General features: G+C 68.6%; 30 protein-coding genes. 21 read left to right on the top strand and 9 right to left on the bottom strand.

Features of this window, described 5'->3' with window-relative positions; all coding sequences use genetic code 11:
* Positions 1-64: 64 nt before the first annotated feature.
* Positions 65-631, bottom strand: coding sequence for an HNH endonuclease (locus J7495_RS08990; protein ID WP_294056143.1), 567 nt, complete (start codon positions 629-631; stop codon positions 65-67).
* Between the two features lie 101 nt (positions 632-732).
* On the opposite strand from J7495_RS08990, the gene gluQRS reads away from it, so the two are divergent.
* The 5 genes from gluQRS to egtD all read left to right on the top strand — a co-directional run bounded on the left by gluQRS (position 733) and on the right by egtD (position 4,791).
* Entirely contained in the window at positions 733-1,638 is a 906-nt protein-coding gene (gene gluQRS, locus J7495_RS08995; RefSeq protein ID WP_294056300.1) for a tRNA glutamyl-Q(34) synthetase GluQRS, read from the top strand.
* 9 nt (positions 1,639-1,647) lie between these two features.
* Entirely contained in the window at positions 1,648-1,887 is a 240-nt protein-coding gene (locus J7495_RS09000) for an HIG1 domain-containing protein (RefSeq protein WP_294056144.1), read from the top strand.
* A 4-nt stretch (positions 1,888-1,891) separates the two neighbouring features.
* Complete coding sequence (locus J7495_RS09005) at positions 1,892-2,455, top strand: cob(I)yrinic acid a,c-diamide adenosyltransferase (RefSeq protein WP_294056301.1); 564 nt, start codon at positions 1,892-1,894, stop codon at positions 2,453-2,455.
* Positions 2,456-2,528: 73 nt separating this feature from the next.
* Positions 2,529-3,812: an ergothioneine biosynthesis protein EgtB gene (egtB, locus tag J7495_RS09010; protein ID WP_294056145.1), complete on the top strand. Its 1,284-nt coding sequence runs from the start codon at positions 2,529-2,531 to the stop codon at positions 3,810-3,812.
* A gap of 1 nt (position 3,813) precedes the next feature.
* On the top strand, positions 3,814-4,791 hold the full coding sequence (gene egtD / locus J7495_RS09015; RefSeq protein ID WP_294056146.1) for an L-histidine N(alpha)-methyltransferase: 978 nt from the start codon (positions 3,814-3,816) through the stop codon (positions 4,789-4,791).
* Positions 4,792-4,981: 190 nt separating this feature from the next.
* Here the strand turns inward: egtD and J7495_RS09020 are convergent, their stop codons facing one another.
* Entirely contained in the window at positions 4,982-5,986 is a 1,005-nt protein-coding gene (locus J7495_RS09020) for a DUF1176 domain-containing protein (protein ID WP_294056147.1), read from the bottom strand.
* 6 nt (positions 5,987-5,992) lie between these two features.
* Complete coding sequence (locus J7495_RS09025; RefSeq protein ID WP_294056148.1) at positions 5,993-7,009, bottom strand: DUF1176 domain-containing protein; 1,017 nt, start codon at positions 7,007-7,009, stop codon at positions 5,993-5,995.
* A gap of 70 nt (positions 7,010-7,079) precedes the next feature.
* Between J7495_RS09025 and J7495_RS09030 the strand changes: the two genes are divergently transcribed.
* The 3 genes from J7495_RS09030 to J7495_RS09040 are packed head-to-tail and all read left to right on the top strand — an operon-like array spanning position 7,080 to position 8,346.
* A complete protein-coding gene (locus tag J7495_RS09030) occupies positions 7,080-7,946 on the top strand; it encodes a 3-hydroxyacyl-CoA dehydrogenase NAD-binding domain-containing protein (protein WP_294056149.1) in 867 nt (288 codons plus the stop codon).
* 35 nt (positions 7,947-7,981) lie between these two features.
* Positions 7,982-8,182 (top strand): hypothetical protein, encoded by a 201-nt coding sequence (locus J7495_RS09035; protein WP_294056150.1) that lies wholly within the window; start codon positions 7,982-7,984, stop codon positions 8,180-8,182.
* Positions 8,152-8,346 (top strand): hypothetical protein, encoded by a 195-nt coding sequence (locus J7495_RS09040; protein ID WP_294056151.1) that lies wholly within the window; start codon positions 8,152-8,154, stop codon positions 8,344-8,346. The genes J7495_RS09035 and J7495_RS09040 overlap by 31 nt, the downstream gene beginning before the upstream one ends.
* 332 nt (positions 8,347-8,678) lie before the next feature.
* Here J7495_RS09040 and J7495_RS09045 read toward each other — a convergent pair whose 3' ends face one another.
* Both J7495_RS09045 and J7495_RS09050 read right to left on the bottom strand, forming a co-directional pair.
* Entirely contained in the window at positions 8,679-10,061 is a 1,383-nt protein-coding gene (locus J7495_RS09045) for a nucleoside transporter C-terminal domain-containing protein (RefSeq protein ID WP_294056152.1), read from the bottom strand.
* Positions 10,061-10,492, bottom strand: coding sequence for a surface-adhesin E family protein (locus tag J7495_RS09050; protein WP_366810978.1), 432 nt, complete (start codon positions 10,490-10,492; stop codon positions 10,061-10,063). The genes J7495_RS09045 and J7495_RS09050 overlap by 1 nt, the downstream gene beginning before the upstream one ends.
* A gap of 158 nt (positions 10,493-10,650) precedes the next feature.
* Here J7495_RS09050 and J7495_RS09055 point away from each other — a divergent pair, with 158 nt between their 5' ends.
* The 7 genes from J7495_RS09055 (at position 10,651) to J7495_RS09085 (ending at position 15,136) form a co-directional block, all read left to right on the top strand.
* Positions 10,651-11,301: a queuosine precursor transporter gene (locus J7495_RS09055; protein WP_294056154.1), complete on the top strand. Its 651-nt coding sequence runs from the start codon at positions 10,651-10,653 to the stop codon at positions 11,299-11,301.
* Positions 11,302-11,428: 127 nt separating this feature from the next.
* The gene (gene argB / locus J7495_RS09060) at positions 11,429-12,328 is read left to right on the top strand and encodes an acetylglutamate kinase (protein ID WP_294056155.1); all 900 of its coding nucleotides are present in this window, start codon (positions 11,429-11,431) and stop codon (positions 12,326-12,328) included.
* Positions 12,329-12,395: 67 nt separating this feature from the next.
* Positions 12,396-12,698, top strand: coding sequence for a YggT family protein (locus tag J7495_RS09065; protein ID WP_366810953.1), 303 nt, complete (start codon positions 12,396-12,398; stop codon positions 12,696-12,698).
* A gap of 83 nt (positions 12,699-12,781) precedes the next feature.
* Positions 12,782-12,997 (top strand): DUF167 domain-containing protein, encoded by a 216-nt coding sequence (locus tag J7495_RS09070; RefSeq protein WP_294056156.1) that lies wholly within the window; start codon positions 12,782-12,784, stop codon positions 12,995-12,997.
* Positions 12,994-13,884, top strand: a complete 891-nt coding sequence (folD, locus tag J7495_RS09075; RefSeq protein ID WP_294056157.1) for a bifunctional methylenetetrahydrofolate dehydrogenase/methenyltetrahydrofolate cyclohydrolase FolD — start codon at positions 12,994-12,996, stop codon at positions 13,882-13,884. Before J7495_RS09070 ends, folD begins: the two co-directional genes overlap by 4 nt.
* Positions 13,884-14,495, top strand: coding sequence for a hypothetical protein (locus J7495_RS09080; protein ID WP_294056158.1), 612 nt, complete (start codon positions 13,884-13,886; stop codon positions 14,493-14,495). Before folD ends, J7495_RS09080 begins: the two co-directional genes overlap by 1 nt.
* Positions 14,495-15,136 (top strand): MarC family protein, encoded by a 642-nt coding sequence (locus J7495_RS09085; RefSeq protein ID WP_294056159.1) that lies wholly within the window; start codon positions 14,495-14,497, stop codon positions 15,134-15,136. Before J7495_RS09080 ends, J7495_RS09085 begins: the two co-directional genes overlap by 1 nt.
* A gap of 117 nt (positions 15,137-15,253) precedes the next feature.
* On the opposite strand, the gene J7495_RS09090 is transcribed toward J7495_RS09085, so the two are convergent.
* Entirely contained in the window at positions 15,254-17,110 is a 1,857-nt protein-coding gene (locus tag J7495_RS09090; RefSeq protein ID WP_294056160.1) for an AcrB/AcrD/AcrF family protein, read from the bottom strand.
* Between the two features lie 97 nt (positions 17,111-17,207).
* On the opposite strand from J7495_RS09090, the gene J7495_RS09095 reads away from it, so the two are divergent.
* The gene (locus tag J7495_RS09095; RefSeq protein WP_294056161.1) at positions 17,208-17,606 is read left to right on the top strand and encodes a GtrA family protein; all 399 of its coding nucleotides are present in this window, start codon (positions 17,208-17,210) and stop codon (positions 17,604-17,606) included.
* Positions 17,607-18,344 carry a class I SAM-dependent methyltransferase gene (locus tag J7495_RS09100; RefSeq protein ID WP_294056162.1) on the top strand — a complete coding sequence of 246 codons (738 nt, stop codon included), beginning with the start codon at positions 17,607-17,609 and terminating at the stop codon, positions 18,342-18,344. It begins immediately after the preceding gene.
* 159 nt (positions 18,345-18,503) lie between these two features.
* Here J7495_RS09100 and J7495_RS09105 read toward each other — a convergent pair whose 3' ends face one another.
* From J7495_RS09105 to J7495_RS09115, 3 genes are all read right to left on the bottom strand, one after another.
* Complete coding sequence (locus J7495_RS09105) at positions 18,504-19,592, bottom strand: glycosyltransferase family 2 protein (protein WP_294056163.1); 1,089 nt, start codon at positions 19,590-19,592, stop codon at positions 18,504-18,506.
* A 140-nt stretch (positions 19,593-19,732) separates the two neighbouring features.
* Positions 19,733-21,820: a bifunctional (p)ppGpp synthetase/guanosine-3',5'-bis(diphosphate) 3'-pyrophosphohydrolase gene (locus J7495_RS09110; RefSeq protein WP_294056164.1), complete on the bottom strand. Its 2,088-nt coding sequence runs from the start codon at positions 21,818-21,820 to the stop codon at positions 19,733-19,735.
* Positions 21,821-21,998: 178 nt separating this feature from the next.
* Positions 21,999-22,313 (bottom strand): hypothetical protein, encoded by a 315-nt coding sequence (locus J7495_RS09115; RefSeq protein WP_294056165.1) that lies wholly within the window; start codon positions 22,311-22,313, stop codon positions 21,999-22,001.
* Positions 22,314-22,483: 170 nt separating this feature from the next.
* Between J7495_RS09115 and J7495_RS09120 the strand changes: the two genes are divergently transcribed.
* The 4 genes from J7495_RS09120 to J7495_RS09135 all read left to right on the top strand — a co-directional run bounded on the left by J7495_RS09120 (position 22,484) and on the right by J7495_RS09135 (position 24,506).
* A complete protein-coding gene (locus J7495_RS09120) occupies positions 22,484-22,975 on the top strand; it encodes a helix-turn-helix domain-containing protein (protein WP_294056166.1) in 492 nt (163 codons plus the stop codon).
* Positions 22,976-23,124: 149 nt separating this feature from the next.
* Positions 23,125-24,024 carry an SPFH domain-containing protein gene (locus J7495_RS09125; protein ID WP_294056167.1) on the top strand — a complete coding sequence of 300 codons (900 nt, stop codon included), beginning with the start codon at positions 23,125-23,127 and terminating at the stop codon, positions 24,022-24,024.
* Positions 24,025-24,036: 12 nt separating this feature from the next.
* Positions 24,037-24,255, top strand: coding sequence for a toxin-antitoxin system HicB family antitoxin (locus tag J7495_RS09130; RefSeq protein ID WP_294056168.1), 219 nt, complete (start codon positions 24,037-24,039; stop codon positions 24,253-24,255).
* On the top strand, positions 24,252-24,506 hold the full coding sequence (locus J7495_RS09135) for a hypothetical protein (protein ID WP_294056169.1): 255 nt from the start codon (positions 24,252-24,254) through the stop codon (positions 24,504-24,506). Before J7495_RS09130 ends, J7495_RS09135 begins: the two co-directional genes overlap by 4 nt.
* Positions 24,507-24,533 lie beyond the last annotated feature (27 nt).

Below are 24,533 nucleotides of genomic sequence, written 5' to 3' on the forward strand. Positions count from 1 at the left end.
GCATGCTAGGCGCGTCCCGGCGCAATGGCTAGGGGAGTGGGCCGGCGCCGCATCCGAAGGCAACTCAAGCCTCCAGCTCGACGTCCCAATACAGCCAGTCGTGCCAGGTATCGTGCAGATAGTTGGGCGGAAACCGCCGGCCGTGCTCCTGCAGCTGCCAGCTCGTCGGCCGGATCGGCGCGAAGGGGAGCGGCATCGCCGCCTGGCGCGGGGTGCGACCGCCCTTCTTGAGGTTGCATGGCGCGCAGGCGGTGACGACATTCTCCCAGGTCGTGCGCCCACCCTGGGCGCGGGGGATGACATGGTCGAAGGTGAGGTCGCGCGGGTTGCCGCAATATTGGCAGGCGAACTTGTCGCGGAGGAACAGGTTGAAGCGCGTGAAGGCAGGGAAGTTCGAAGGCTTCACATATTGTTTGAGCGCGATGACCGAAGGAAGCTTCAGCCTCGCGCTGGGACTTCGAACCTCGCGCTCGTAATGCGCGACGATATCCACCCGATCGAGGAACACGGCCTTGACCGCGGTCTGCCAGGGCCAGATGGAGAGCGGGTAATAGCTGAGCGGCGTATAGTCGGCATTGAGGACGAGCGCGGGACAGCTATCCGGATGGCGGATCACGTCGGGATGATACATGCGCTCCCTCGCCCCTTATACGTTGGCGGGCATCTGCCCGGCCAGCGTGACGCCATCATGACAGCACAGCCCGCGACTCGCGGTCAAGAGTCGCGTTGGCGGTGAAGGTCGTCACGCGCTTCGCGCCGAGCCCCACCGGCCGGCTCCACCTGGGGCACGCCTGGTCGGCGATCCAGGCGCATGCCTTCGCGCGCGCGACCGGCGGCGATTTCCTGCTCCGCATCGAGGATATCGACGGCACCCGCAGCCGCCCCGAGCATGTCGAGGCGATCGTCGCCGACCTCGAATGGCTCGGGCTCGACTGGGACGGTGAGATCGTCTTCCAGTCGCAGCGCCTCCGCCTCTACGAGCAGGCGCTCGACCGGCTGCGCGCGATGGGCCTGCTCTACCCGTGCTTCTGCACCCGCTCCGACATCGCCGCCAGCGCCTCCGCCCCGCACGGCCCCGACGGCGTGCTCTACCCGGGCACGTGCCGGGGGTTGGAGGCGCCAGACTTGTCGAAGCCTCATGCATGGCGTCTGGACGTCCAGAAGGCGCTCGGACGCCTCCCAATCCTGAACCGTCATCCCGGCGAAAGCCGGGATGACGCCGGGATTTCAGAGACGCGCGATTCCGGTCTCCTCTTCCACGACAGCTTCGCCGGCCCGACGATCGCCGACCCCGCCTCGCTCGGCGACGTCGTCCTCGCCCGCAAGGACGCACCCGCCTCCTATCACCTCGCCGTCACCGTCGACGATGCCGCGCAGGGCGTCACCAACGTCGTGCGCGGCCGCGACCTGTTCCACGCGACGCACATCCACCGGCTGCTCCAGGCGCTGCTCGGCCTGCCGAACCCCGCCTACACGCACCATGCGCTGCTCGCCGGCCCAGACGGCGCGCGTCTTGCCAAGCGCCACGGCGCACCCACGCTCGAAGCGATGCGGCTCGACGGGCTCGACGGCGAGACGCTCGGCCAATTGCTGCGCGAAGGCCGGCTGCCGGTTGGAATCGGGCTCGCGACGGATTAGATAAGCAGGATGCAGATCTTCCTCGTGCTCGTCTTCATCGCAGCGGGGATCGCCGTGCTGGCGACGCTCGCGATGGGTCTCGTCAACCTCACCAAGATGAGCTCGGCCGATCTCATGGGCACGGGCGACGCCCCAACCGAGCGTGCGCTCAAGTCGAACAAGCTGATGCGCCAGCGCATCCTGTTCCAGGGCATCGGCATCGGCGTGCTCGCGCTGATCCTGCTCGCCGCCTCCGCCTCGGGGAGCTGAGCCGCTGGTCCGGCTCAACCGGATCTACACCCGCACCGGCGACCAGGGCACGACCGGGCTGGTCGACGGCTCGCGCGTGTCCAAGGCCGATCCGCGCATGGCCGCGATCGGCGACGTCGACGAAGCCAACAGCGCGCTCGGCGTCGCGATCGCCGCGCTCCCCGCCGACGACCTCGCCGACCTCCTCCGCTCGATCCAGAACGACCTCTTCGACCTCGGCGCCGACGTCGCCACGCCGCTCGAGGCCGGTATCGAAGGCGCGCTCCGCGTCACGCCCGCGCAGGTCGAGCGGCTCGAGGCGGCGATCGACCGGCTCAACGCCGATCTCGACCCGCTGACCAGCTTCATCCTGCCCGGCGGCACGCCCGCCGCCGCCGCGCTCCACCTCGCCCGCGCCGTCGCGCGCCGCGCCGAGCGCAGCCTGGTCGAACTGCACCAAAGGGTGGCTTTAACTCCTGCCGCGATTGCCTATCTCAATCGCCTGTCCGACCTGCTCTTCGTCGCCGCGCGCGCGGTGAACAAAGCGGGCGGCGGGGACGTTCTCTGGGTACCAGGGGCGTCCCGATAGGAAATTGACCGGCCCAGTGCCGCGAATGTTTCGCAGCGTTGACGATCGCAAGCCAATGCGGTAGGAGAACAAAATGCGAACAGAGGTCGGCACGCAATCGGCTCCATTGGCACTCGCCTCGCGCTTCTCCGCGGTCCGGAAGCTCAGCGAAGCGCTGGTCGCGCCGCTTTCCGACGCCGACGCCACGGTCCAGTCGATGGACGATGCCTCGCCGGCGAAATGGCACCTCGCGCATACGACATGGTTTTTCGAGACCTTCGTGCTGCGCGATTTCGTGACCGGCTATCGGCTCCGCGACGAACGCTGGCCGTTCCTGTTCAACAGCTATTACGAAGCCGAGGGCAAGCGCCACGCGCGTCCGCGCCGGGGGATGATCACCCGGCCCTCGCTCGCCGAAATCCTCGCCTATCGCCGCGCCGTCGACGCCGCGCTGCTCGATGCGCTGCCGAACCTGCCCGAGGCAGCGCAGGCGCTGGTGATGCTCGGCTGCCATCACGAGGAGCAGCACCAGGAACTGCTCCTCACCGACATCCTCCACCTCTTCGCGCAGAACCCGCTCCAGCCCGCAGTCTGGCCCGGCGATCGCAAGGTGCCGGTGGCGATGCCCGGCCCCATCGGCTGGATCGAGGGTGCGACGGGCGTGGTCGAGATCGGCGGCGATTTTTCGCCATTGCAGGTGTCAACCGTGTCAACCTTCGCCTTCGATTGCGAGGGTCCTCGCCACCCGGCGCTGCTCGCACCGCATGCGCTTGCCGACCGCACGGTTACTAATGGCGAATGGGCACAGTTCATCGCCGACGGCGGCTATCGCGAGGCGCGGCACTGGCTGTCGGACGGCTGGGCCTGGGTCCAGCGCGAGGGCGTCGAGGCGCCGCTCTATTGGGAGCAGGCCGAGGGCGTGTGGACGCGCTTCGGGCTCGACGGCCGGCGCCCGATCGATCCCGCGGCGCCGGTGACGCACGTCAGCTTCTTCGAGGCCGATGCCTATGCCAGCTGGGCCGGTGCGCGGCTGCCGGCCGAGGCCGAATGGGAAGCGATGGCCTCCCCGCACGACCCGGCGGGCGGCAACCAGCTCGACGGCCCCGGCCCGATCGAGCCGCGCCCCTCCTCCGGCGGCCCGGCCTTCTTCGGCGACGTCTGGGAATGGACCGGCAGCGCCTATCGCCCCTATCCGGGCTTCAAGCCGGCCGAAGGCGCGGTCGGCGAGTACAACGGCAAGTTCATGAGCGGCCAGTTCGTGCTGCGCGGCGGCTCGTGCGCCACGCCGCGCGGCCATGTCCGCGCGAGCTACCGCAACTTCTTCTACCCCCATCAGCGCTGGCAGTTCACCGGCGTGCGCCTGGCGAAGGATCTGTGACATGCTGAAGCAGGAACTCGAAGACGGCCAGGCTTCGCTCGCCGATCCTGCCTTTCGCGCCGACGTGCTCACCGGCCTCGCGACGCGCCCGCGCGCGATCCCCGCGCGCTGGTTCTACGATCGCCGCGGCTCCGAGCTGTTCGAAGCGATCACCCAGCTTCCCGAATATTACCCCACGCGAACCGAGACCGCGCTGCTCGAAGCGCAGGCGGGCGCGATTGCCGAGGCGGTGGGGCCCGGCCGCGCGGTGATCGAGTTCGGCTCGGGCTCGTCGACCAAGACGCCGATCCTGCTCCGCGCGATCGACGCGGGCGCCTATGTGCCGATCGACATCTCGGGCGATTTCCTCCGCCAGTCGGCGCGCGCGCTGGGGCAGGCGTTTCCAGGGCTGCCGGTCCATCCGGTCGAGGCCGATTTCATGCGGCCCGTGCCGCTGCCGCCGATGATCGAGGGGATGCCGCGGCTTGGCTTCTTCCCAGGCTCGACGATCGGTAACCTCAACGCCTGGCACGCAGTCGACCTGCTCCGCGCGATGCGCGAATGGCTCGGCGAAGGCGCGCGGCTGCTGATCGGGATGGACCGGGTCAAGCCGGTCGAGGTGCTGGTCCCCGCCTATGACGATGCGCAGGGCGTCACCGCGGCATTCAATTTGAACCTGCTCGAGCGGATCAACCGCGAATTGGACGGCACGATTCCCGTGGACCATTTTCGTCACGTTGCGCGGTGGAACGCCGATGCGGCGCGGATCGAGATGCACCTCGAGGCGCTGCGTGACGCGGCATTCGAAGTCGACGGCCGCCCCTTCAGCATCGCCGCGGGCGAGACGATCCACACCGAGAACAGCCACAAATACGGCCCCAACGGCGGCCGCATGCTGCTGCGCGCCGGCGGCTGGACTCCGACGGCCGAATGGACCGACCCCCAGGGCTGGTTCGCGCTGGTGCTGTGCGAGGCGCAGCCGATCCGCTCGGCGCCGTGAGGGATGCCGGGCTTGCAATGTAGGAATTGGCCTGCTCGGCTGGTGCGGCTGGCGCAATCCGGCCGCTCTTTGAACCTAGCAGGAACCAGACGCCGGAATCGCCGCGACGGGTCGTGACTCTTGTGACTTTTCGACCCTCGGAGCCCGCGCCGACTCGGACGTGCGCCTCCAGGGTGGATGCGCGTCGGACTCAGCGATACACCGCCTCGGCCCGGTACCGCGTCAGCCACCCGCCCGAGAGCCGGCACGTCCCCAGCCCCTCGAGCAAGGTCATGCGGAACCGCGCCCCGTCCCACACCCAGGCCTGGTTGAAGCCGCAGTCGCCCAGCCCGCGCCCCTTGGCATGCGTCGCGAGCGAGCCGGCCTTCGCATCCCATTCGGGATCGATCACCATCGGCACGCGCTCCTCGCCGAGCGGCGCGATGTCGAACGGCGCGGGCACCGCTCTGCCCTCTGCCAGCACGAACAGCGCCCAGCTCGACTGATATGCCCCGCTCCCGCACGGCACCGCCACCAGCGTCGCGCGCGCATCGAGCCGGTGGAACTGCGGCGCCAGCGCCGGCCGCGACGGCCCGTCCTCGCACCCCGCCCGTCTGCCAAGCGCCCTGACCGCCGCGTCGCCCAGCCGTTCGCCCTTGCCCGTCGGCGGCCGCACCGCCGGCACTTGCGGCAGCGCCGCCGCGGCAGGCACCAGCGCCGCGCGCTTCGGACCGGTCGCGACGATCGCCGTCGTCCCGCCCGCGCGGCCCTGCTCGGCGTCGACATAGCGCAGCGTCGCCGAAGCCCCCGCCAGCGACACCGTGGCGAGCAGCCGCCCGCTGCGGTCCTGCACCGTCAGCGTCCGCCCCTTGACCATCGCCCGCGCGATTGCCTCGGCCGCGGGTCCGCGCAGCTCCAGCCCGTCCTTGCCCGAGGCGCCGGCATGGACCTTCTTCCCGTCGATCGCGACCAGCACGAACCCCGCGTACTTCGCCGCCCAGCCCAGGCGCAGCCGCACCTCGCCCGCGGGCCCTGCCTCGCGGCCGAGGTCGAGCTTGGGCGCCTGGCCGCCGCCGCTCCATTCCTCGGGCATCAGCGCCGTCGCCTCGCAGCGCTTCGCATTGTCGCACGCCACCGCCCAATTGCCGAACAGCCGCTCGGAGCCCGGCCCGCTGCCCGGCTCCGCAAGCACGAGCACCATCGCAAGCATCGCCATGCGCGGTTACGGCACCGGCTTCGCGCGGAAGGTCGTCAGCCAGTTCACCGAGCCGCGGCACTCGGGCATCGAGCGCGCCTCGACCAGCACGAACATCTCGCCGGTCCAGACATAGTCCTCGGCGGTGCCGCAGTCGCCGATGCCGCGCCCCTTGTCGTAGCTCGAGAGCGTCGCGGTCTTGGTGTCCCAGCCGGCGTTGGTGAGCATCGCGATCCCCTCGGCCTCGGACTCGCCGCCCAGCACGTCGAACCGCGCGACGGTGGCGTGCCCGCCGCTCACGATGAACGGCACGGTCGAGAAGTTGTACGCCCCCGATCCGCACGGCAGCAGCGCCAGCGTCTTGCCGCCGCCGAGCGCATGGGTCTCCACTTCAGGCGGATCGCCTTCGCCGCCCTCATAGACGCCCGCGCAATCGCCGAGCTTGTCCATCGCCGCGCGCAGCGTCTTCGAGACGCTCTCGACCTTGCCCGAAGGCATCGCGCGCTTGACCACCGGCAGCACCGCCGCCGCAGGCACGGCGGTCGCCGGCCTGGCACCCTTGGCCACCGCCGCGGTCACGCTGCCGGCGCGGCCTTGCGCGGCGTCGATGAAGCGCAGCGACGCCGAGGAGCCCGAGAGCGAGATCCGGGCAATCGGCTTGCCGCTCGCGTCCTTCAGCCCGGCTTCCTTGCCGTTGGTCATCGCCGCGACGAGCTTCGCCGCATCGGCGCCGCTGAAGTCGACCAGCCCTTCGCGCGCCGTCCCGCTCGCGATCGCCACGCCGTCGATCGTCGCGCTCGCCTTGCCGGCGTAGGGCCGCGTCGAGAACTCCACCGACCAGCCCCCCGCCGGCCCGGCCTCGCGCACCACCGAGAGCGAGGAATCGCCGGCAGGATCGTCGGCCTCGGGCATCGCCTCGTCGCCGGGCAGCAGCGAGGTCATCTCGCAGCGCTTCACATTGTCGCAGGCGACGACCCAGTCGCCGAAGACCTTGACCGGATCATCCGCCGGGGCGGCGAGCAGCATCGGGGGGAGGATCAGCATGCGCGCGATGCTAGCCGATCCGTCGCGAAGCCGATAGGAGGCACGCGCAAGGCATCAGGGAGTCGCAGCGATGAAGACGGTTGGCGTGATCGGCGCGGGGCAGATGGGCGCGGGGATCGCGCAGGTCTCGGCCGCGGCAGGCTATCGCACCCTGCTCGCCGATGTCGACGTCGCGCGCGCCGAGGCGGGCAAGGCGGGGATCGCCAAGGCGCTCGTCCGGCTCGTCGAGAAGGAGAAGATCACCGCCGAGGCGCGCGAGATGGTGCTCGCCGGGATCGAGCCGGTTCAGACCTCGGCCTTCGCGCCCTGCGACCTGATCATCGAAGCGGCGACCGAGCGCGAGGAGATCAAGCGCGCGATCTTCGCCAACGTCGGCAAGCTGATGCGCGACGATGCGATCCTCGCCTCGAACACCTCGTCGATCCCGATCACGCGGCTGGCGCAGGCCTCGCCCGATCCCCGGCGCTTCATCGGCGTGCATTTCTTCAATCCGGTGCCGGTGATGGGACTGATCGAGCTGATCCGCGGCCTCGCCACCTCGGACGAGACCGTCGCCGCGGTCGAGGCCTATGGCAGGACGCTCGGCAAGGAGATCGTCCACGCCAATGACGCGCCGGGGTTCATCGTCAACCGCATCCTGCTGCCGATGCTCAACGAAGCATGCTTCGCGCTGGGCGAGGGAGTCGCGACGATCCGCGACATCGACACCGCGGTGAAGCTCGGGCTCAATCATCCGATGGGCCCGCTGACGCTCGCCGACTTCATCGGGCTCGACACCTGCCTCGACATCTGCCGCGTGCTGTTCGAAGGCACCGGCGACCCCAAGTTCCGCCCCGCGCCGTTGCTGGTGAAATATGTCGAGGCCGGCTGGTACGGCCGCAAGACCGGCCGCGGCTTCTACGACTATTCGGGGCCGGAGCCCGTGCCGACGCGGTGAGCCTCGCCCGCCGGTCCGGCATCGGGGAGACTCCATTGTCCAGGCCCATCCTTCCGCTCGCGCTCGCGGCGCCCGCCTTCGTCGCGCCGGTGCCGGCGCTCGCGCAGGGCACCGATCCGCTCGACGCGCGCGACATCAGGGGGTTCGTCGGCCAGCTCCGCGAGATGGGCTTCGCGCCCACCGGAAGAATCCGCCCGCGCATTGGGTGGCGGAGCAGAACGCCGGCTTCGACCTGATCAAGGTCTGGGTCACCGATGAGGGGACGCTCGCCTACGGCGCCACTGCGGTGATCGAGGGCTGGCCGCGCGAGAATTTCCGCAACTCGTTCGATCTCGTGCGCGATTCGTCGATCCGGCTCGGGCAGCAGGCGCGCGCCGCCAAGCTGGACGGCAGCGACTGACGCCGGCTGCATCCAGAGCCCGATCGACATTCGGCATCTTTGCCGCTCGGGTGCCAACCGAAGCGGCGTCATGCTGAACTTGGGCGCGTCCTCAATTTTCGAACGGGTTTAGGCGCACCTACAGCCGTCATCCCGGCGAAAGCCGGGACCCAGGGTTGCAGAGGACGTCGCTCGCGGCCCTGGGTCCCGGCTTTCGCCGGGATGACGCTTCAAGAAGAGCGACAGCGTGTCCTCTCGCAGCCCGCTTTCAAAGGGCGCAATTGATGTCGCACCCAAGGTAGGGCGACAGGCCCCTGGATTGCGTGCCCTCGGCTTGAAGGGCGCGATGTGCCCTAAGGCAGCAGCAGCCCCGCCAGCGCCGCGCTCATCAGGTTCGCCAGGCTGCCCGCCACCAGCGCGCGGATGCCCAGGCGAGCGATCGTCGGGCGCTGGTTGGGCGCGAGCGAGCCGGTCGAGGCCATCTGGATCGCGATCGAGCTGAAGTTGGCGAAGCCGCACAAGGCAAAGGTCACGATCGCCTTGGTGCGAGGCGCGATGTCGGCCACGCCGCCCAGGTCGATGAAGGCGACGAACTCGTTGAGCACCACCTTGGTGCCGAACAGCCCGCCCGCCATCGGCGCATCGTGCCAGGGCACGCCCATCAGGTACATCACCGGCGCGAACAGCGCGCCGACGATCTTCTGGAACGACAAGTCGCCGAGCCAGGTCTGCGCCCAGGCGCCCGCCTGCGGGCTGATCTGCTGCGCCACCCAGACGAGCCCATCGCCGACGCCGCCGAGGAGCCCGTTCGCGAGTGCCACCAGCGAGACGAAGGCGAGCACCATCGCGCCGACCGCGACGGCGATCTTCACGCCGGTCAGCGCGCCGTTCGACGCGGCCATGATGATGTTCGCCGCGCGCTCCTCATGCTCGTCGTTCTCGGCGGCGCGGATCACTTCTTCCTCGCCGTCGATGCCGAGCGGCAGCTCGCCCTCGGCCTCCGGTTCGTCGGGCATGATGATCTTGGCCATCAGCAACCCACCCGGCGCCGCCATGAACGAGGCGGCGAGGAGGTAGGGGAGGTAGCTCGGGCCCAGGAGGCTCGCGTAAGCCGCGAGGATCGTCCCCGCGACCCCCGCCATGCCCACGGTCATCACCGCGAAGATCTGTGCCGCGGGCAACCGCGCGAGGTAGGGGCGGATCACCAACGGCGATTCGCTCTGGCCGACGAAGATGTTCGCGGCCGCGCACAGGCTCTCGACCTTGGAGACACCGGTCACCTTCTCGATCGCGCCGCCTACCCAGCGGATGATCAGTTGCATGATGCCGAGGTGGTAGAGCACCGCCACCAGCGCGGCGAAGAAGATGATGATCGGCAGCGCCGAGATCGCGAAGGCCTGCGACGGATAGGCACATTCGATCTTGGTGGGGTCGAGCACCACGCCCTTCTCCACCGTCTGGGTCGTCGCGACGTAGCAGAGCTTGCCGGCGAGATTGCCGAACAGCAGGTTGATGCCTTCGGAGGCATAGCCGAGCAGCGAGGTGACGCCGCGCGACATCGCCAGGATCGCCTGCTGGCCCCAAGGCGTGCGCAGCACCAGCACCGCGGTGCCGGCCTGGAGCAGGAACGAGGCGCCGACCACGCGCAGGCGGATCGCCTTGCGGTTGCTCGAGAGCGCGAAGGCGATCGCCAGGATCGCGAGGATGCCGAAGATGCCGATCGGGAACTGCCCCATCACTTGTGCTCCGCTAGCTTCTTCGCCGCGGCGTCGAAGGGCAGCGCGGCGCCGGCCGAGGCCGCGCCGGTCTTGCCGCCGGCGCAGATGAAGCCGGTGATCGTGTCGCCCTGGCTGCCGGGGTCCGTCGCCTGCCATTCGGCGGGAATGCTGTTGTAGCCGGCGGAGACTTGGTTCTCGCCGAACGCTTCGCCGCCGGTCAGCTTCGAGCGCTTGCCCGCGCAATCGACGACCAGGGTGAAGCGATAGGCCTTGGTGCCGTCCTCGGCCTCGGCCAGCATCGAGAACATCGTCGCGCCGAGATAGCCGTCGTTGTCCGCCTTGATGCTGTCCTTGTCGACATAGGTCACGCTGGTGCCGTCCTGCGCCTCGTCGACATAATACCAATCGGCGGCGAGCGCGGGCGACGCGCCCGCCAGCATCACGGCCATAGCGGCCAAGCGCACCTTGTTCACGATTCCAATGCCCCTAGAAAACCCGCCGCCTGCGCGCGGCAATCGGGCCAGCTTGGCGCGCGGGGCCAGCGAACGCAAGCGCCGCGCGGCCCGGGGGCTTGCGATGCGGGCGAATCGCGCTAGCCTTATCGGCGATGAACGACACCGCTCCCGCGATCCCGCGCTCGCTCTTCGTCTTTTCGGTCCTCTACGGCGGCATGGTCTGCATCGCGGGCGTGCTCGGCGTGAAGCAGGTCGCGATCGGCCCGCTCGCGGTGGAGGCGGGGATCTTCGCCTTCCTGCTGCTCGTCGTGCTGTCGAGCGCGGTGGCAGAGCTCCACGGCCAGAAGACCGGCACCGCGCTGGTGCGGCTCGGCTTCATCCCGCTGCTCGTCTCGGCGGCGCTGATCCAGCTCGTGATCGCGCTGCCCACCGACAAGGGCATGTACCCGCCCGCGATCGCGGCCTTCCCGATCGTCGTCGGCCAGGGCGCGCGGATGATGATCGCCGGACTGATCTCCTACGGTACCTCGCAGACGCTCAACGTGCTGATCTTCTCGAAGCTCGCGGGCGGTGGCCAGGGCAGGCTGGTGTGGCTACGCGGCATGGTGGCGGGCGTGATCAGCCAGATCGTCGACACGGTGCTGTTCATCACCATCTCCTTCTACGGCGAGCGCCCGATCGTGGACCTGATGGTGGGGCAGATGATCACCAAGGTTATCCTGTCGATCGTGGTGGTGCCGGCGTTCATCGTGATGTTCGTCGAGATCGGCCGCACGCTCGACGGGACGCGCGGAAAGCCCTAAGGGGCACGCGGTCGCGGCACCGGCCCGCTCCCCCATCCGGCCACCCAACGGAAGTCTATTCTATGGGTGGCCGGGTGGGGGAGCGGGCCGGTGCCGCTTCGGCGAAGCCGAACCACAGGAAAGCTCGATGACCGACAACGCTCCGCTCGCCGCGCTGCTCGCCAAGGCCGAAACGCTCGTCGAGGCGCTGCCCTATATGCAGCGCTATGCCGGCGCGACCTTCGTGGTGAAGTACGGCGGCCATGCGATGGGCGACCCCGAGCTCGCGCGCGACTTCGCCGAGGACGTCGTTTTGATGAAGGCGGTCGGGATCAACCCGGTCGTCGTCCATGGCGGCGGCCCGCAGATCGGCGCGATGCTCAAGCGGCTCGGCGTCGAATCGCAGTTCGTCGGCGGCTTGCGCGTCACCGATGCCGAGACCGCGAAGATCGCCGAGATGATCCTGGCGGGCTCGATCAACAAGGAGATCGTCGGCTGGATCGCCGAGGCCGGCGGCAAGGCAGTGGGCATCTCGGGCAAGGACGCCAACCTCGTCCGCGCGCGCAAGGTGGAAGGGCGCTCGGCCGATCCGCTCCAGGGCATCGAGCGCCACGTCGACCTGGGCTTCGTCGGCGAGCCGGTCTCGGTCGACCCGTCGATCCTGACGAGGCTCTCGGGCCAGGGCTTCATCCCGGTGGTCGCGCCGATCGCCTTCGGCCCGGACGGGCACACCTACAACATCAACGCCGACACGATGGCCGGCGCGATCGCGAGCTCATTGGGCGCCAAGCGCTTCTTCCTGCTGACCGACGTGGCGGGGGTGCTCGACAAGGCCGGCACGCTGCTGACCGACCTCGATCCGCGCCGGATCGAGGCGCTCAAGGCCGACGGCACGATCTCGGGGGGCATGATCCCCAAGGTCGAGACCTGCGTCAACGCGGTGTCGGCAGGGGTCGACGCGGCGGTGATCCTCGATGGCCGCGTGCCCCATGCGATGCTGCTCGAGATCTTCACCAGGAGCGGCGCGGGCACGCTCGTCCACGCCTGAGCGCCCCCTATCCACGGCCGGTGGCTTGGGCTATTCCCGGCGCCACTGAATACCGCGGAGACTAGGGTTGATCCTGTTCATCAACATCGTCCAGATCCTGATCCAGGTCGCCTGGGTGATCATTCTCGTCCAGTTCGTGCTGTCGATCCTGATCGCGTTCAACGTGATCAACACGCACAATGAATTCGTGGGCTCGGTCTGGCAGGCGCTCTACACCATCACCGAGCCGGTCTACCGCCCGATCCGCCGGATCCTGCCCAACACCGGCGCGATCGATTTCTCGCCGCTCGTCGCCATCATCATCCTGATGATCATCGAGCGCGCGGTGCTGCCTGCGCTCTACTCGGCCTATATCGGCGCGCCGATCTGAACGCCTGGTCCGAGCGCGAGGACGGCCTCCGGATCGTCGTCCGCGTCACCCCGCGTGCCTCGCGCGAGAGCCTGGGCCCCGGCGTGGCCGGCCAGTTCGCCGCCCGGCTCACCGTCGCGCCCGTGGACGGCGCCGCCAATGAAGCGCTGGTCGCGCTCGTCGCCAAGGCGTTCGGCGTGGCGAAGCGCCAGGTGAGCATCGCCACCGGCGAGACCGCGCGCACCAAGCACCTGCTCGTCACCGGCGATCCCACTACGCTGGCGGAGCGCGCCGCAAGCCTCTATGGCACGGGCCCATGACGGCGGAACTCATCGACGGAAAGGCCTTTGCGGCGCGCCTGCGCGGCCGCGTGGCGGAGCTTGGCGCACGCTTCAGGGAAGCGACCGGGCGTGCTCCCGGGCTCGCGGTGGTGCTGGTCGGCGAGCATCCGCCGAGCGCGGCCTATGTCCGCTCGAAGATCAAGGCGACGCTCGAGGCCGGGCTCGAGAGCTTTGAGCACAAGCTCTCCGCCGATGTGTCGCAGGCCGACCTGCTCGCGCTGGTCGCGCAACTCAACGCCGACGACACGGTCGACGGCATTCTCGTCCAGCTGCCGCTTCCGAAGCACATCGACGCCGACACCGTGCTGCTCGCGATCGACCCCGACAAGGACGTCGACGGCTTCCACCCGATGAACGCCGGCCGGCTCGCCACCGGCACCGGCGGGCTGGTGCCCTGCACCCCGCTCGGCTGCCTGATGCTGCTCGAGGACACGCTCGGCGACCTCTCGGGCCTCGACGCGGTGGTGGTCGGCCGCTCGAACATCGTCGGCAAGCCGATGGCGGCGCTGCTCACCGCGGCGAACTGCACCGTCACGCTCGCGCATTCGCGCACGCGCAACCTGCCGCACTATCTCCACCACGCCGACATCGTCGTCGCCGCGGTGGGCCGGGCGAACTTCGTCCAGGGCGACTGGCTCAAGCCCGGCTGCACCGTGATCGACGTGGGGCAGGAACGCGTCGACATGGGCGACGGCACCAGGAAGCTGATCGGCGACGTCGACTTCGAGAGCGCGGCGAGCGTCGCCGGGGCGATCACCCCGGTACCCGGCGGCGTCGGCCCGATGACGATCGCCTGCCTGCTGCGCAACACGCTCGTCGCCGCGCATACCCGTGCCGGCGTGCCGCTGGGGAAGAAGGAGATCTGATGCTGCCGCTGTTCCTCCTCGCCGCCGCCGATCCCGAGACGCCAGTCGACGCCGAGCGCGCCTTCTACGCCGCCGCGCAGCGCGACGGCCAGTGGACCGCCTTCCGCCGCTTCATGGCCGATGGCGCGACGGTGTTCACGCCGCAGCCGGTCGAGGCCGCCAAAGTGCTGCCGAAGAAGGACCCCGCGATCGCGGTCCAATGGTGGCCGGGCGAAAGCTATGTCTCGTGCGACGGCAGCGTCGCGGTGAACACCGGCCCCTGGGTCCGCCCGGACAGCGTCGGCTATTTCACCACCGTCTGGGAGCGACAGGGCGACGGACGCTACAAATGGATCGTCGATGCCGGCGACGCGCTCCCCGCCGCGCGCGCGCTGCCCGAAGAGCCCCGGGTCCGCCGCGCCGCGTGCAACTTCCCGCGCGGCATGGCGGTGGGCGTGATCTTCGAGCCCGACGGCGCCAGGCGCGGCGAAGGCGTGTCGAAGGACGGCACGCTCGCCTGGGCGTGGCGGGTGATGCCCGACGGCTCGCGCAGCTTCACCGCCAAGATCTGGACCGGCCGCCGCTTCGAGACGGTGGTGCGCGACGACGTGGCGGCGCCGCCGGCCGGCTGATGCTCGAGCTGTTCGTCTCCGCCTTCGCGACCTTGTTCGTCGTCATCGACCCGCCCGGCTGCGCGCCGATCTTCGCGGGCCTGACCTCGGGCACCAGCCCGGCGCACCGCCGCGCGATGGCGATGCGCGCGGTGCTGGTCGCGGCGTGCATCCTGTTCGGCTTCGCGCTGTTCGGCGAGGCGCTGCTCCATGCGCTCGGCATCAGTCTGAACGCGTTCAAGATCGCGGGCGGGATCATGCTGTTCCTGATCGCGCTCGAGATGGTGTTCGAGAAGCGCACCGAGCGCCGCGAGGATCGGGCGGAGAAGGTCAAGGGCCAGCCCGAGCTCGACATCTCGATCTTCCCGATGGCGATGCCGATGATCGCGGGGCCGGGCTCGATCGCGTCGATCATGCTGCTGATGTCGCAGAACGACGGGTGGGAGCGCTCGGGGGTGGTGCTGGCGGCGCTGGCGCTGATCCTGCTGCTGACGCTCGTGGCGCTGCTCGCGGCGGGGCCGATCATGCGCGTGCTCGGCAGCCGGATCGAGGCGGTGGTGTCGCGGCTGCTGGGCGTGTTGCTCGGCGCGCTCGCGGTCCAGTTCGTGATCGACGGCATCCGCGCCAGCCTGGTGGCGGGCCGCGCGGTGGCGGGGCATTGATCCGCTTCCACCTCTACCGCCTCTCAAGCGTCATCCCGGCGAAAGCCGGGATCCAGAGCCAAGCAGGACGTCGCTCGTGACCCTGGGTCCCGGCTTTCGCCGGGATGACGGTTGGATTTATTTCTTGTCGGCCACAGGCTTGTCCGGCCCCTTGTCTGGCAGGTCGTAGCGGATCTTCCACAGCCGGAAGGGCGACCCCTTCGGCAGGTCCACCGGCTCGAGCCAATAGGGCACCCGCCCGCGCGCGACCTGCGCATAGAAGCCGTTCCGTGCCCGCGCGCGATAGATCGTCGTCTCGGACATGTTGGGGCACAGCAGCAGATATTGCGCCCGATGCGCCCAGGCGATCGGGCGGAAGGCCTCGGGCGTGCCGGTGAAGGCATGGTGGACGTCGAGGATCGCGCGCCCGTTGCGGTGATAGGGGCCCGCCACGCCATTGTGGTGGGTGATGGTGATCAGCCGCGGCCCCAGGTCGACATGGGTGAACATCGTCGCGGCGGGAATCGCGTTGAGCTTGAGCAGGTTCGGCATCCACGCGCAGGCGCCGTTGGCCTTCTGCACCACGTCGACGCCGTTGCCCGCGTTGCCGCTCCCACCGCTCTTGGGCAGGTATTTGATCACATAGCCCGCCGCCAGTCCCGAGATCACCAGGAACGCCGCGACCGATCCGAACACGCGCAGCAGCACCGATTTGCGCGTGAGGAACCAGGGCACCACCACCCAGGCCAGCGCCGTCGAGCCCGAGACGCTGAGCAGCTGCCCCGCCGGCCCCGCGCGCACCTGCCACAGCAGCATCAGCCCCGCGAAGGCGGTGAACAGTGCGATCGCCGTCCAGGCGACCATCGTCCCGTTCTTCAGCCGCCCGGCGCGCCACGTCGCGAAGGCCGCGCCGATCACGCCGATGATCGGCAGCGTCGCGAGCGGGATCGCGACGTCGAGCGCGTGGCGGTAGATCGGCCGCGCCTCGCGCACGTTGGAGAGCCACACCTGCACCAGCTCGGGCGAGGCCTGCTCGGGCCGGCCCAGGCATTGCGGGAACATCAGCGCGAAGCCCGCCGCGATCAGCGCGCCGGCAAGCACGCCGAGCCCCAGCCGCACCTCGCGTCGCGCCGGATTGGCGAGCGACAGCGCGAACAGCAGCAATCCCGCGGTGACGCAGGTCGAGAGCCACACCGGGGTCAGTGCGTCGCAGCGCATCGCCTGGTTGGCGGTGGAGGCGAAGGCAGCGAAGCCCAGGCTCGTCCCCCCCGACAGCGTCAGCGCATAGAGCTGCAGCCGCCGCGCCTCGTCGCGGTCCCAGATCCAGCGCAGCGCGACGATCGCGCCGGCCATCGCGCAATAGGGCAGCATCTCGAGCCCGATCGTCAACGACAGCGCGCTCGAGAGACCCACGGTCGCGCCGCCGCGCCCGCGCTCGGGATCGGCGAGCCCCGCGACGGTCACTGCGAGGAAGGCGAGCTGCCAGCCGTGATGGTCGATCCGCTCGGGGGCGTACATCATCATCGTCGAGGTGCAGCCCATCAGGATGATGAGCGCCAGCGGCCAGGCATAGGGCGAGATCAGCCGTCGGGCGGTCAGCGCCACCGCGCTCATCGTGATCGACAGCGGCAGGAGCGGCGCGATCCCGCACGCCCAGCGCTCGGCCGCGGCGGTGCCCATGAAGGGCTTGAGGATCAGGATCAGCGCCGCGATCGGCAGGTCGACGAGGCGGGTCCAATGAATGTCGAGCCCGCCCAGCGCCGGATCGAGCCGGTGCTGTCTCAGGTCGTACCAGCCCTGGCCGGCAAGCCAGGCGCGCACCTGCATCAGCCGCATGTTGTCGTCGGTGTCGCCGAGCATCATCCACTGGATGTTCGCGTAGCGGTTGACGATGAACCAGGCGCACACCAGCCCCCAGGCGATGAACGTCCAGCTCAGCCAGTGGCGGTCGAGTTCGTTGTCGAGGCGGATGCCGCCCTTCGGCCAGAGCTTCAAATCTGCTTTCCTCGCGAGGCTCCGGGCATTACGGCGAGCCGCGGGCAAAGGGCAAGGCCAGAGCGTGAGTGCGTTTCTACTTCAGCGAATTCAAACGATGCGCGATAGCGGGATGCTGGGCCAGCTGGTGCGCTTCGGCATCGCCGGCGGCATCTCGACGCTGATCTACCTCGCCGTCTACCTGCCGCTGATCTTCTGGGTCCTCGATCGCGTCCATGCGGTCTATGCGGTGCCTCCCGCCTTCGCCGTGGCGGTGACGGCGGGCTATTTCCTCCACAGCCGCTGGAGCTTCAAGGACCAGGGCAGCCGCGACCCCGGCCCCGCGCAGAAGGTCAAGTTCGTCGCCATCCAGGCCTCGGGCGTCGCGCTCAATGCGCTGGTGACCTGGGTCGGCACCGCGCTGCTCGGCTTCCCGGGCTGGGTGCCGGTCTTGCCCGCGGTCGGCCTGGCGACGATCATCACCTTCCTTCTCAACCGCTATCTGGTCTTCAACTGAATGGATCGCATCGTCTACGATCGCATGGCCGCACACGACACCACCCATTGGTGGTACCGCGCGCGCCGCGAAATCCTCTCCGACTATCTCGAGCGCTACGGCGCGCTGCCCAGGGAGTCGCACATCCTCGAGATCGGCTGCGGCACCGGGCACAACCTTCCGATGCTCGCGCGCTTCGGCGAGGTCGACGCGATCGAGATCGACGAGACCGCGCGCGACTTCGCGAGCGAGCGGCTCGGCAAGCCGGTCGGCTCCGCTCCGCTTCCCGAGCTCGCCGGCGTCGCGCCCGAGAGCTACGACCTCGTCGCGGTGCTCGACGTGATCGAACATGTCGACGACGATGTCGGCGCGCTCAAGGCGATGGCGGCGCGGCTCAAGCCCGGCGGCAAGATCCTGATTACCGTCCCGGCGCACCAGTGGATGTGGAGCGCGCACGACGTGGTGAACCACCACAAGCGCCGCTATTCGAAGGCGACGTTGGTCAAGGCGCTCGAGGCGGCGGGGCTGACATGGAAGCAGCTGCGCTGGTTCAACTCGCTGCTCTTCCCGGTCGCGGTCGCGGCGCGGATGGCGGGCAAGCTGATGGGCAAGGACGACAGCGACGATTCGCCGCCCGCCAAGCCGCTCAACAGCGCGTTCGAGGCAATCTTCGGGATCGAGCGCCACCTGCTCGGCCGCGTGCCGATGTGGCCGGGGCTGTCGATCATCGTGCTGGCCCAGCCGAAGAAGCCATCCTGATCCGCGCGCGGCACCGCGAAGCAAGGCGCGTCAAATTTTCTCACGCAAAGGCGCAAAGGCGCGAAGAAGGCTGCTCCTTCTTCGCGCCTTTGCGCCTTTGCGTGAATCAGAAAGAAGCAGCAGCCTGCTTTGCGGGGTGACTTCGCCTTTGGGAAAAGATCAGCCCACTTTCTTCGCGCGCGTCCGCTTCGCCGGCGCCGGCGTGGTGCCCTCCACCGCCGGCGCTTCCGGCTCGCTCGCCCGCGCCAGCTGCGGCGACACGCTCACTTCGCGCGAATCGGCATAGCGATAGCCGAGCGAGGCATGCCCCTTCACCGGCCCCGCCACGTCGGCGACCAGATACAGGGGCCGCCGCTTCGATTCGACGTAGAGCCGCCCGAGATACTCGCCGATCATCCCCAGCACGAACATCTGCACCGCGCCCAGCACCACCACGACGAGCATCGTCGAGGTCCAGCCCTGGATCGCGCGGCCGGTGATCCAGGCGATCGCGATGTAGAGGATCAGCAGCACCGAAAGCCCGGTCAGCGCCAGCCCGAAATGGCTCGCGAAGCGTAGCGGCGCGGTCGAGAAGCCGGTCACGGCGTCGAGCGCGAAGCGGATCATCTTGGAGAGCGGATATTTGCTCTCGCCGGCATGGCGCTCCTGCCGGTCGTAGACGAAGGGCACCTGGCGGAAGCCGACCCAGGCGACCATCCCGCGTATGAAGCGCGCCTGCTCGGGGAGCGACAGGAAGGCGTCGAGCGCGCGCCGCGTCATCAGGCGGAAGTCGCCGGTGTCGAGCGGGATCGGCGTATCGGTCACCTTGTCGAGCACGCGGTAGAAGGCAGCGGCGGTGGCGAGCTTGAAGATACTTTCCCCGTCGCGCTTGCGGCGCACCGCATAGACGACGTCGGCGCCCTCGGCCGCCATCGTCGTGCGCATGTCGGCCAGCAGCTCGGGCGGGTCCTGCAAGTCGGCGTCGATGATCAGGATCTCCTCGCCGGCGCAGAGGTCGAGCCCCGCGGTGAGCGCGAGCTGGTGGCCGTGGTTGCGCGAGAGGTTGATCGCGACGAGGTGCGGGTCGCCTGCCGAGAGCCGCTGCATCACCGGCCAGCTGCCGTCCTTCGAGCCATCGTTGATCAGCACGATCTCATAATCGTCGCCGACGGCCGATTGCGCTGCGGCCGAGACGCGCGCGTGGAGCACGTCGAGGCATGCTTCTTCATTGTAGCAGGGGATGACGACGGAAAGCTTGGGACGGATCATGGCGGCGGGTCTTAGCGCTCCCGAAGGCGCGCGTCATGCGTCGATTGCAAGCGCGCCGTCCCGCCAGGCCTCCGGGGGGGTAGCATGATTTCAATTCGAATCGTCGTCCCGGAAGGCCGGGGCGACGGCCAAACCGAAAGCTAGACCCGCTCCGCCGCGTTCACTGCGTCCGCCGCCCTCAGCGCAGCGAGCAGCTTCATCAGATGCGCGGCATTCCGCACCTCCAGGTCGATCGTGTTGGTGTGGAAGGTGGTGTCGCGGCTATCGAGCTTGAGACCCAGGATGTTGGCCTTGTGCTGGCCGATGATCGTCGCGATCGCGCCCAGCGCGCCGGGCTCGTTCTTGAGCGTCACGGCGATCCGCGCCGTTCCGCCCTCGGCTTTGTCGCCCCAGGTGAGATCCACCCAATCGGCTTCGTCCGAATCCGCCAGCGAGGCGCAGTCGATCGCATGGACTTCGATCGGCTCTCCGGGGCGGCGCACCCCGACGATGCGGTCGCCCGGGACCGGCCGGCAATCCTCGGCGAGCGTGAACGCCACGCCGGGGGTCAGCCCCTTGATGTCGATCGCCTCGACCTGCACCGGCATCGAATCCTCGATCCCGTCGGTCGAGCCCGGCATCACGGCTTCCATCACTTGCTTGTCGGTGAGCTTGCGCCGCGCGATCGCATCCATCAGCGCCGCTTCGTCCTGCAGCTTCAGCCGCTTGATCGCGCCGTTCAGCCCCTCGGCGCCCGCGGGGGTGGGCAGGCGCTGGACGATCTCGTCGTAGAGCTTGCGCCCGAGCTTGACCGTCTCCTCGCGCTCCTTGTGGCGGATGTGGCGGCGGATCGCCGCGCGCGCCTTGCCCGTGATCGCGAAGTTGAGCCAGTTCTCCTGCGGCTGCTGCGCCTTGGAGCGCAGGATCGAGACCTGGTCGCCCTGTGCCAGCTCGGTGCGCAGCGGCACGACGCGGCCGTTCACCTTCGCGCCCACCGCCTGGTCGCCGAGGTTCGAATGCACCGCATAGGCGAAGTCGATGGGCGTCGAACCCTTGGGCAGCTGGATCAGCTCGCCCTTCGGCGTGAAGGCGAAGATCCGGTCCTGGTACATCGCCATCCGCGCATGCTCGAGCAGTTCCTCGGGGCTCTCGGCATGTTCGAGGATCTCGATCAGGTCCTTGATCCAGCTGACCTGGGTGTCGGGCCGAACCACGTCCTGCTTATAGGCCCAGTGCGCGGCGAGGCCGAACTCGGCCTGGGCGTGCATCTCGCGCGTGCGGATCTGGATCTCGATGCGCGTGTCGGCGGCGTGGATGATGCTGGTGTGGAGCGAGCGGTACCCATTCCGCTTGGGCGTCGAGATATAATCCTTGAACCGCCCCGGCACCATCGGCCAGCGCCGGTGGATCACCCCCAGCGCGCGATAGCATTCCTCCTCGCTGCCGACGATCGCGCGGAAGGCCATGATGTCCGACAGCGATTCGAGGCTCACATGGCGCTCGGACATCTTCTTCCAGATCGAATAGGGATGCTTCTCACGTCCGGTCACGTCGGCGTCGATGCCGTTGCGGCCGAGCAGCAGCTTGAGGCCGGAGCCGATCTTGGCAATCCGGTCCTCGCCCTCGACGCGGAACGAATCGAGCCGCTTGGTGATCGATTCATACGCCTCGGGCTCGAGCTCGCGGAAGGCGAGGCTCTGCATTTCCTTCATGAATTCATACATGCCGATCCGCTCGGCGAGCGGGGCGTAGATGTCCATCGTCTCGCGCGCGATCCGCCGGCGCTTGTCCGGGTTCTGGATGAAGTGGAGCGTGCGCATGTTGTGCAGCCGGTCGGCCAGCTTGACCAGCAGCACGCGGATGTCGTCGCTCATCGCGAGCAGGAACTTGCGCAGGTTCTCCGCGGCGCGCTCGTTCTCGCTCTGCGCTTCGATCTTGGAGAGCTTGGTCACCCCGTCGACCATCCGCGCGACATTGGGGCCGAACAGGCGGAGGATCTCCTCGGGGGTGGCGACCGTGTCCTCGATCGTGTCGTGGAGGATGGCGGTGGCGATCGTCTCGTCGTCGAGGTGGAGGTCGGTGAGGATGCCCGCGACTTCGATCGGATGGCTGAAATAGGGGTCGCCCGACGCGCGCTTCTGCGTGCCATGGGCGTTGACCGAGAAGACATAGGCGCGGTTGAGCAGGGCCTCGTCGGCCTCGGGGTCATAGCTCAGGACCCGGTCAACCAGTTCATATTGACGCAGCACGGAACCTAGATGGGGCCGAGCGGCGCTGCTTTGCAACATTGCATTGGGTTAAGGCACGATTTCCGCCCAAAAAGCCGTCATCCCGGCGAATGCCGGGATGACGGTTGGATCGGAAGGAGAGGGGAGGGGCGTGCCGCAATGCGGCGAAACAGCCCCTCCAGGGGGTGCCTCTTGAGCCTCAGCGCGCCCGCGCGTTGCACTTCTCGAGCGACGCGGCGTCGAATTCCTTGCCGTTCGCGGTGAAGGCCGAAAGCTTGCCGACTTCGCCGGCGACGAGCTCGCACATGATCGCATCGCGCGACGTCGCCTTGGCTGCGGTGCAGACGCCCTCGCCGCACTTCCACACGGTCGTGCGCGTGACCAGGCTGGCCTTCTCGGGCGCAGTCACCGGCGTGGCGGCGTAATAGCCGCGCGCGGTCTGGGCGAAGCTGGCGGCAGGCGCGAGCGCAAGGGTTGCCGCCGCAACCGCGGCGACCGGAAGCAAACGGATCATGTCGGTTCTCCCTGGGGTTTGGAAGCGCAATCAGGTTGCGAATCACTACCTAATTGACAGCAAGGTAAGTTGCAAGCAGAAACTTTTGCTGCGTTGCAGAATTTCAGACGCTGTGACGCGGGTTTTTATCCCGTTGGGCAGGCGGGCAAAATGCGATAGGATATCCGGTCATGGGTCATGGAAAGCTTCGAGAGGATCTCGGCGCCGATTGCAGCCTTCCAGCTGCGCTCGAAGCGATGGGCGAGCGCTGGTCGTTCCTGATCCTGCGCGGCTCGTTCAACGGGCTGAAGCATTTCGAGGAATTCCAGTCCGAGCTCGGCATCGCGCGCAACATCCTGGCGAACCGGCTTGCGCGCCTCGTCGGCCACGGCATCCTCCAGCGCCGGCCGTGCGCGGACGATCGCCGCAAGATCGAATATTGCCTCACCGACAAGGGCCATGCGCTGCTCCCGGCGATGGTGTCGCTGCGCCAATGGGGCGAACGCTGGGAGACCGGCGTGCCCGCCACCCCGGTGCTGGTCGACGCGCGCGACATGAAGCCCGTGCGCACCGTCGAAGTGCTCTCGCACGACGGCCGCCCGCTCCAGAAGACCGACCTGCTCTGGGCGCTCCCCGAGGACGTCGTCCGCGAGGACGAGGACCTGATCCGCGCGGCGGAATAAGGGCGCCGGGGTTCCCATTTCCCAAACCGTCATCCTGTCGAAAGCCGGGATGACGACCGAAACGAGATGGCCGTAAACGGCCTGCTGAATCCCCTTGCGTCCGCTCCCAGTTCGATATAAATACGATATCATAATTTCGGGAGGCAAGAATGACTGACATCCGTGCCGGCGCACCGGCGCTCCACCAGAGCAGCGAGGTCCCCGCGGGAACGATGAGCGGCTACGGCATGCTCGCCGTCGCCTTCGTGCTGCTCGCCGCGATCCCCTTGAGCGCGGTCCAGATCGAGCAGCAGGTCTGGGCACCCTTCGCGCTCGTCGGCGCCGCGCTGCTGCTGATGTTCGTGCTCGTCGGTTTCTACCTGCTCCAGCCGAACCAGGCCGCGGTGATCACGCTGTTCGGCGCCTACAAGGGCACCGATCGCGCCGCCGGGCTGCGCTGGGTGCTGCCGTGGATGGGGCGCAAGAAGATCTCGGTCCGCGCGAACAACATCATCTCCGAGAAGATCAAGGTGAACGACCTTCGCGGCAATCCGATCGAGATGGCGGCCCAGGTCGTGTGGCGCGTCACCGACACCGCCCAGGCGCTGTTCGACGTCGACGATTACAAGGCGTTCGTCGTCGTCCAGATCGAAGCCGCGGTGCGCACGATCGGTTCGCGCTACCCCTATGACGATTTCGAGCACCAGGAAGTCACGCTGCGCGGCAACCACGACCAGGTCGGCGCCGAGCTGCGCGAGGAACTGATCGCGCGGCTGCGGGTCGCGGGCATCACCGTCGACGAATGCGGCTTCACCCATCTCGCCTATGCCCAGGAGATCGCCGGCGCGATGCTGCGGCGCCAGCAGGCCCAGGCCGTGGTCGCCGCGCGCCAGACTTTGGTCGAGGGCGCGGTGGGCATGGTCGAGATGGCGCTCGAGCACCTCAGCGCGAAGAACGTCGTCGAGCTCGACGACGAGCGCCGTGCCGCGATGGTCTCGAACCTGATGGTGGTGCTCTGCGGCGAGCGCGAGACGCAGCCGGTGGTCAACACGGGCACGCTGTACCAGTAAGGCGCGCGCACCGTGGCAGCCCCTCCGAAGAAGGCATTCCCCCTGCGCATCGATCCCGATCTCTATTCGGCGATCGAGCGCTCGGCGGCGACCGACCTCCGCAGCGTCAATGCCCAGGTCGAATGCCTGTTGCGCGAGGCGCTGCACCGGCGCGGGGTGAAGCTGACCGATCCGGTCCGCGCCAAGCGCGGCCGCCCGCCGAAGGCAAGGGACGAAGGGGACGAGGAATGAGCAACTCCACCGGCGATGCCTGGTTCGTGCGGCGCGGCCGCGGCCTCTTCACCAACATCCGCCCGGTGCGGCTCCAGGGCTGGCTGCTCTCCTTCGCCTTCGTGTCGCTCGTCACGGCACTCGCGGTCTTCGCGCAGAAGTCGCCGGCACATTGGCCGGCCTGGGCAACGCTGATCGCCACGGCGACGATCCTCTACACGCTCGCCTGCTACCGGCTGTCGGCCTCCGCCGACGGGAGCGGCGCATGCTGATCCTCATCCGCATCAGTCCCGAACAAT

It is taken from the genome of Sphingomonas sp., assembly GCF_017745215.1.
Classification (GTDB): domain Bacteria; phylum Pseudomonadota; class Alphaproteobacteria; order Sphingomonadales; family Sphingomonadaceae; genus Sphingomonas.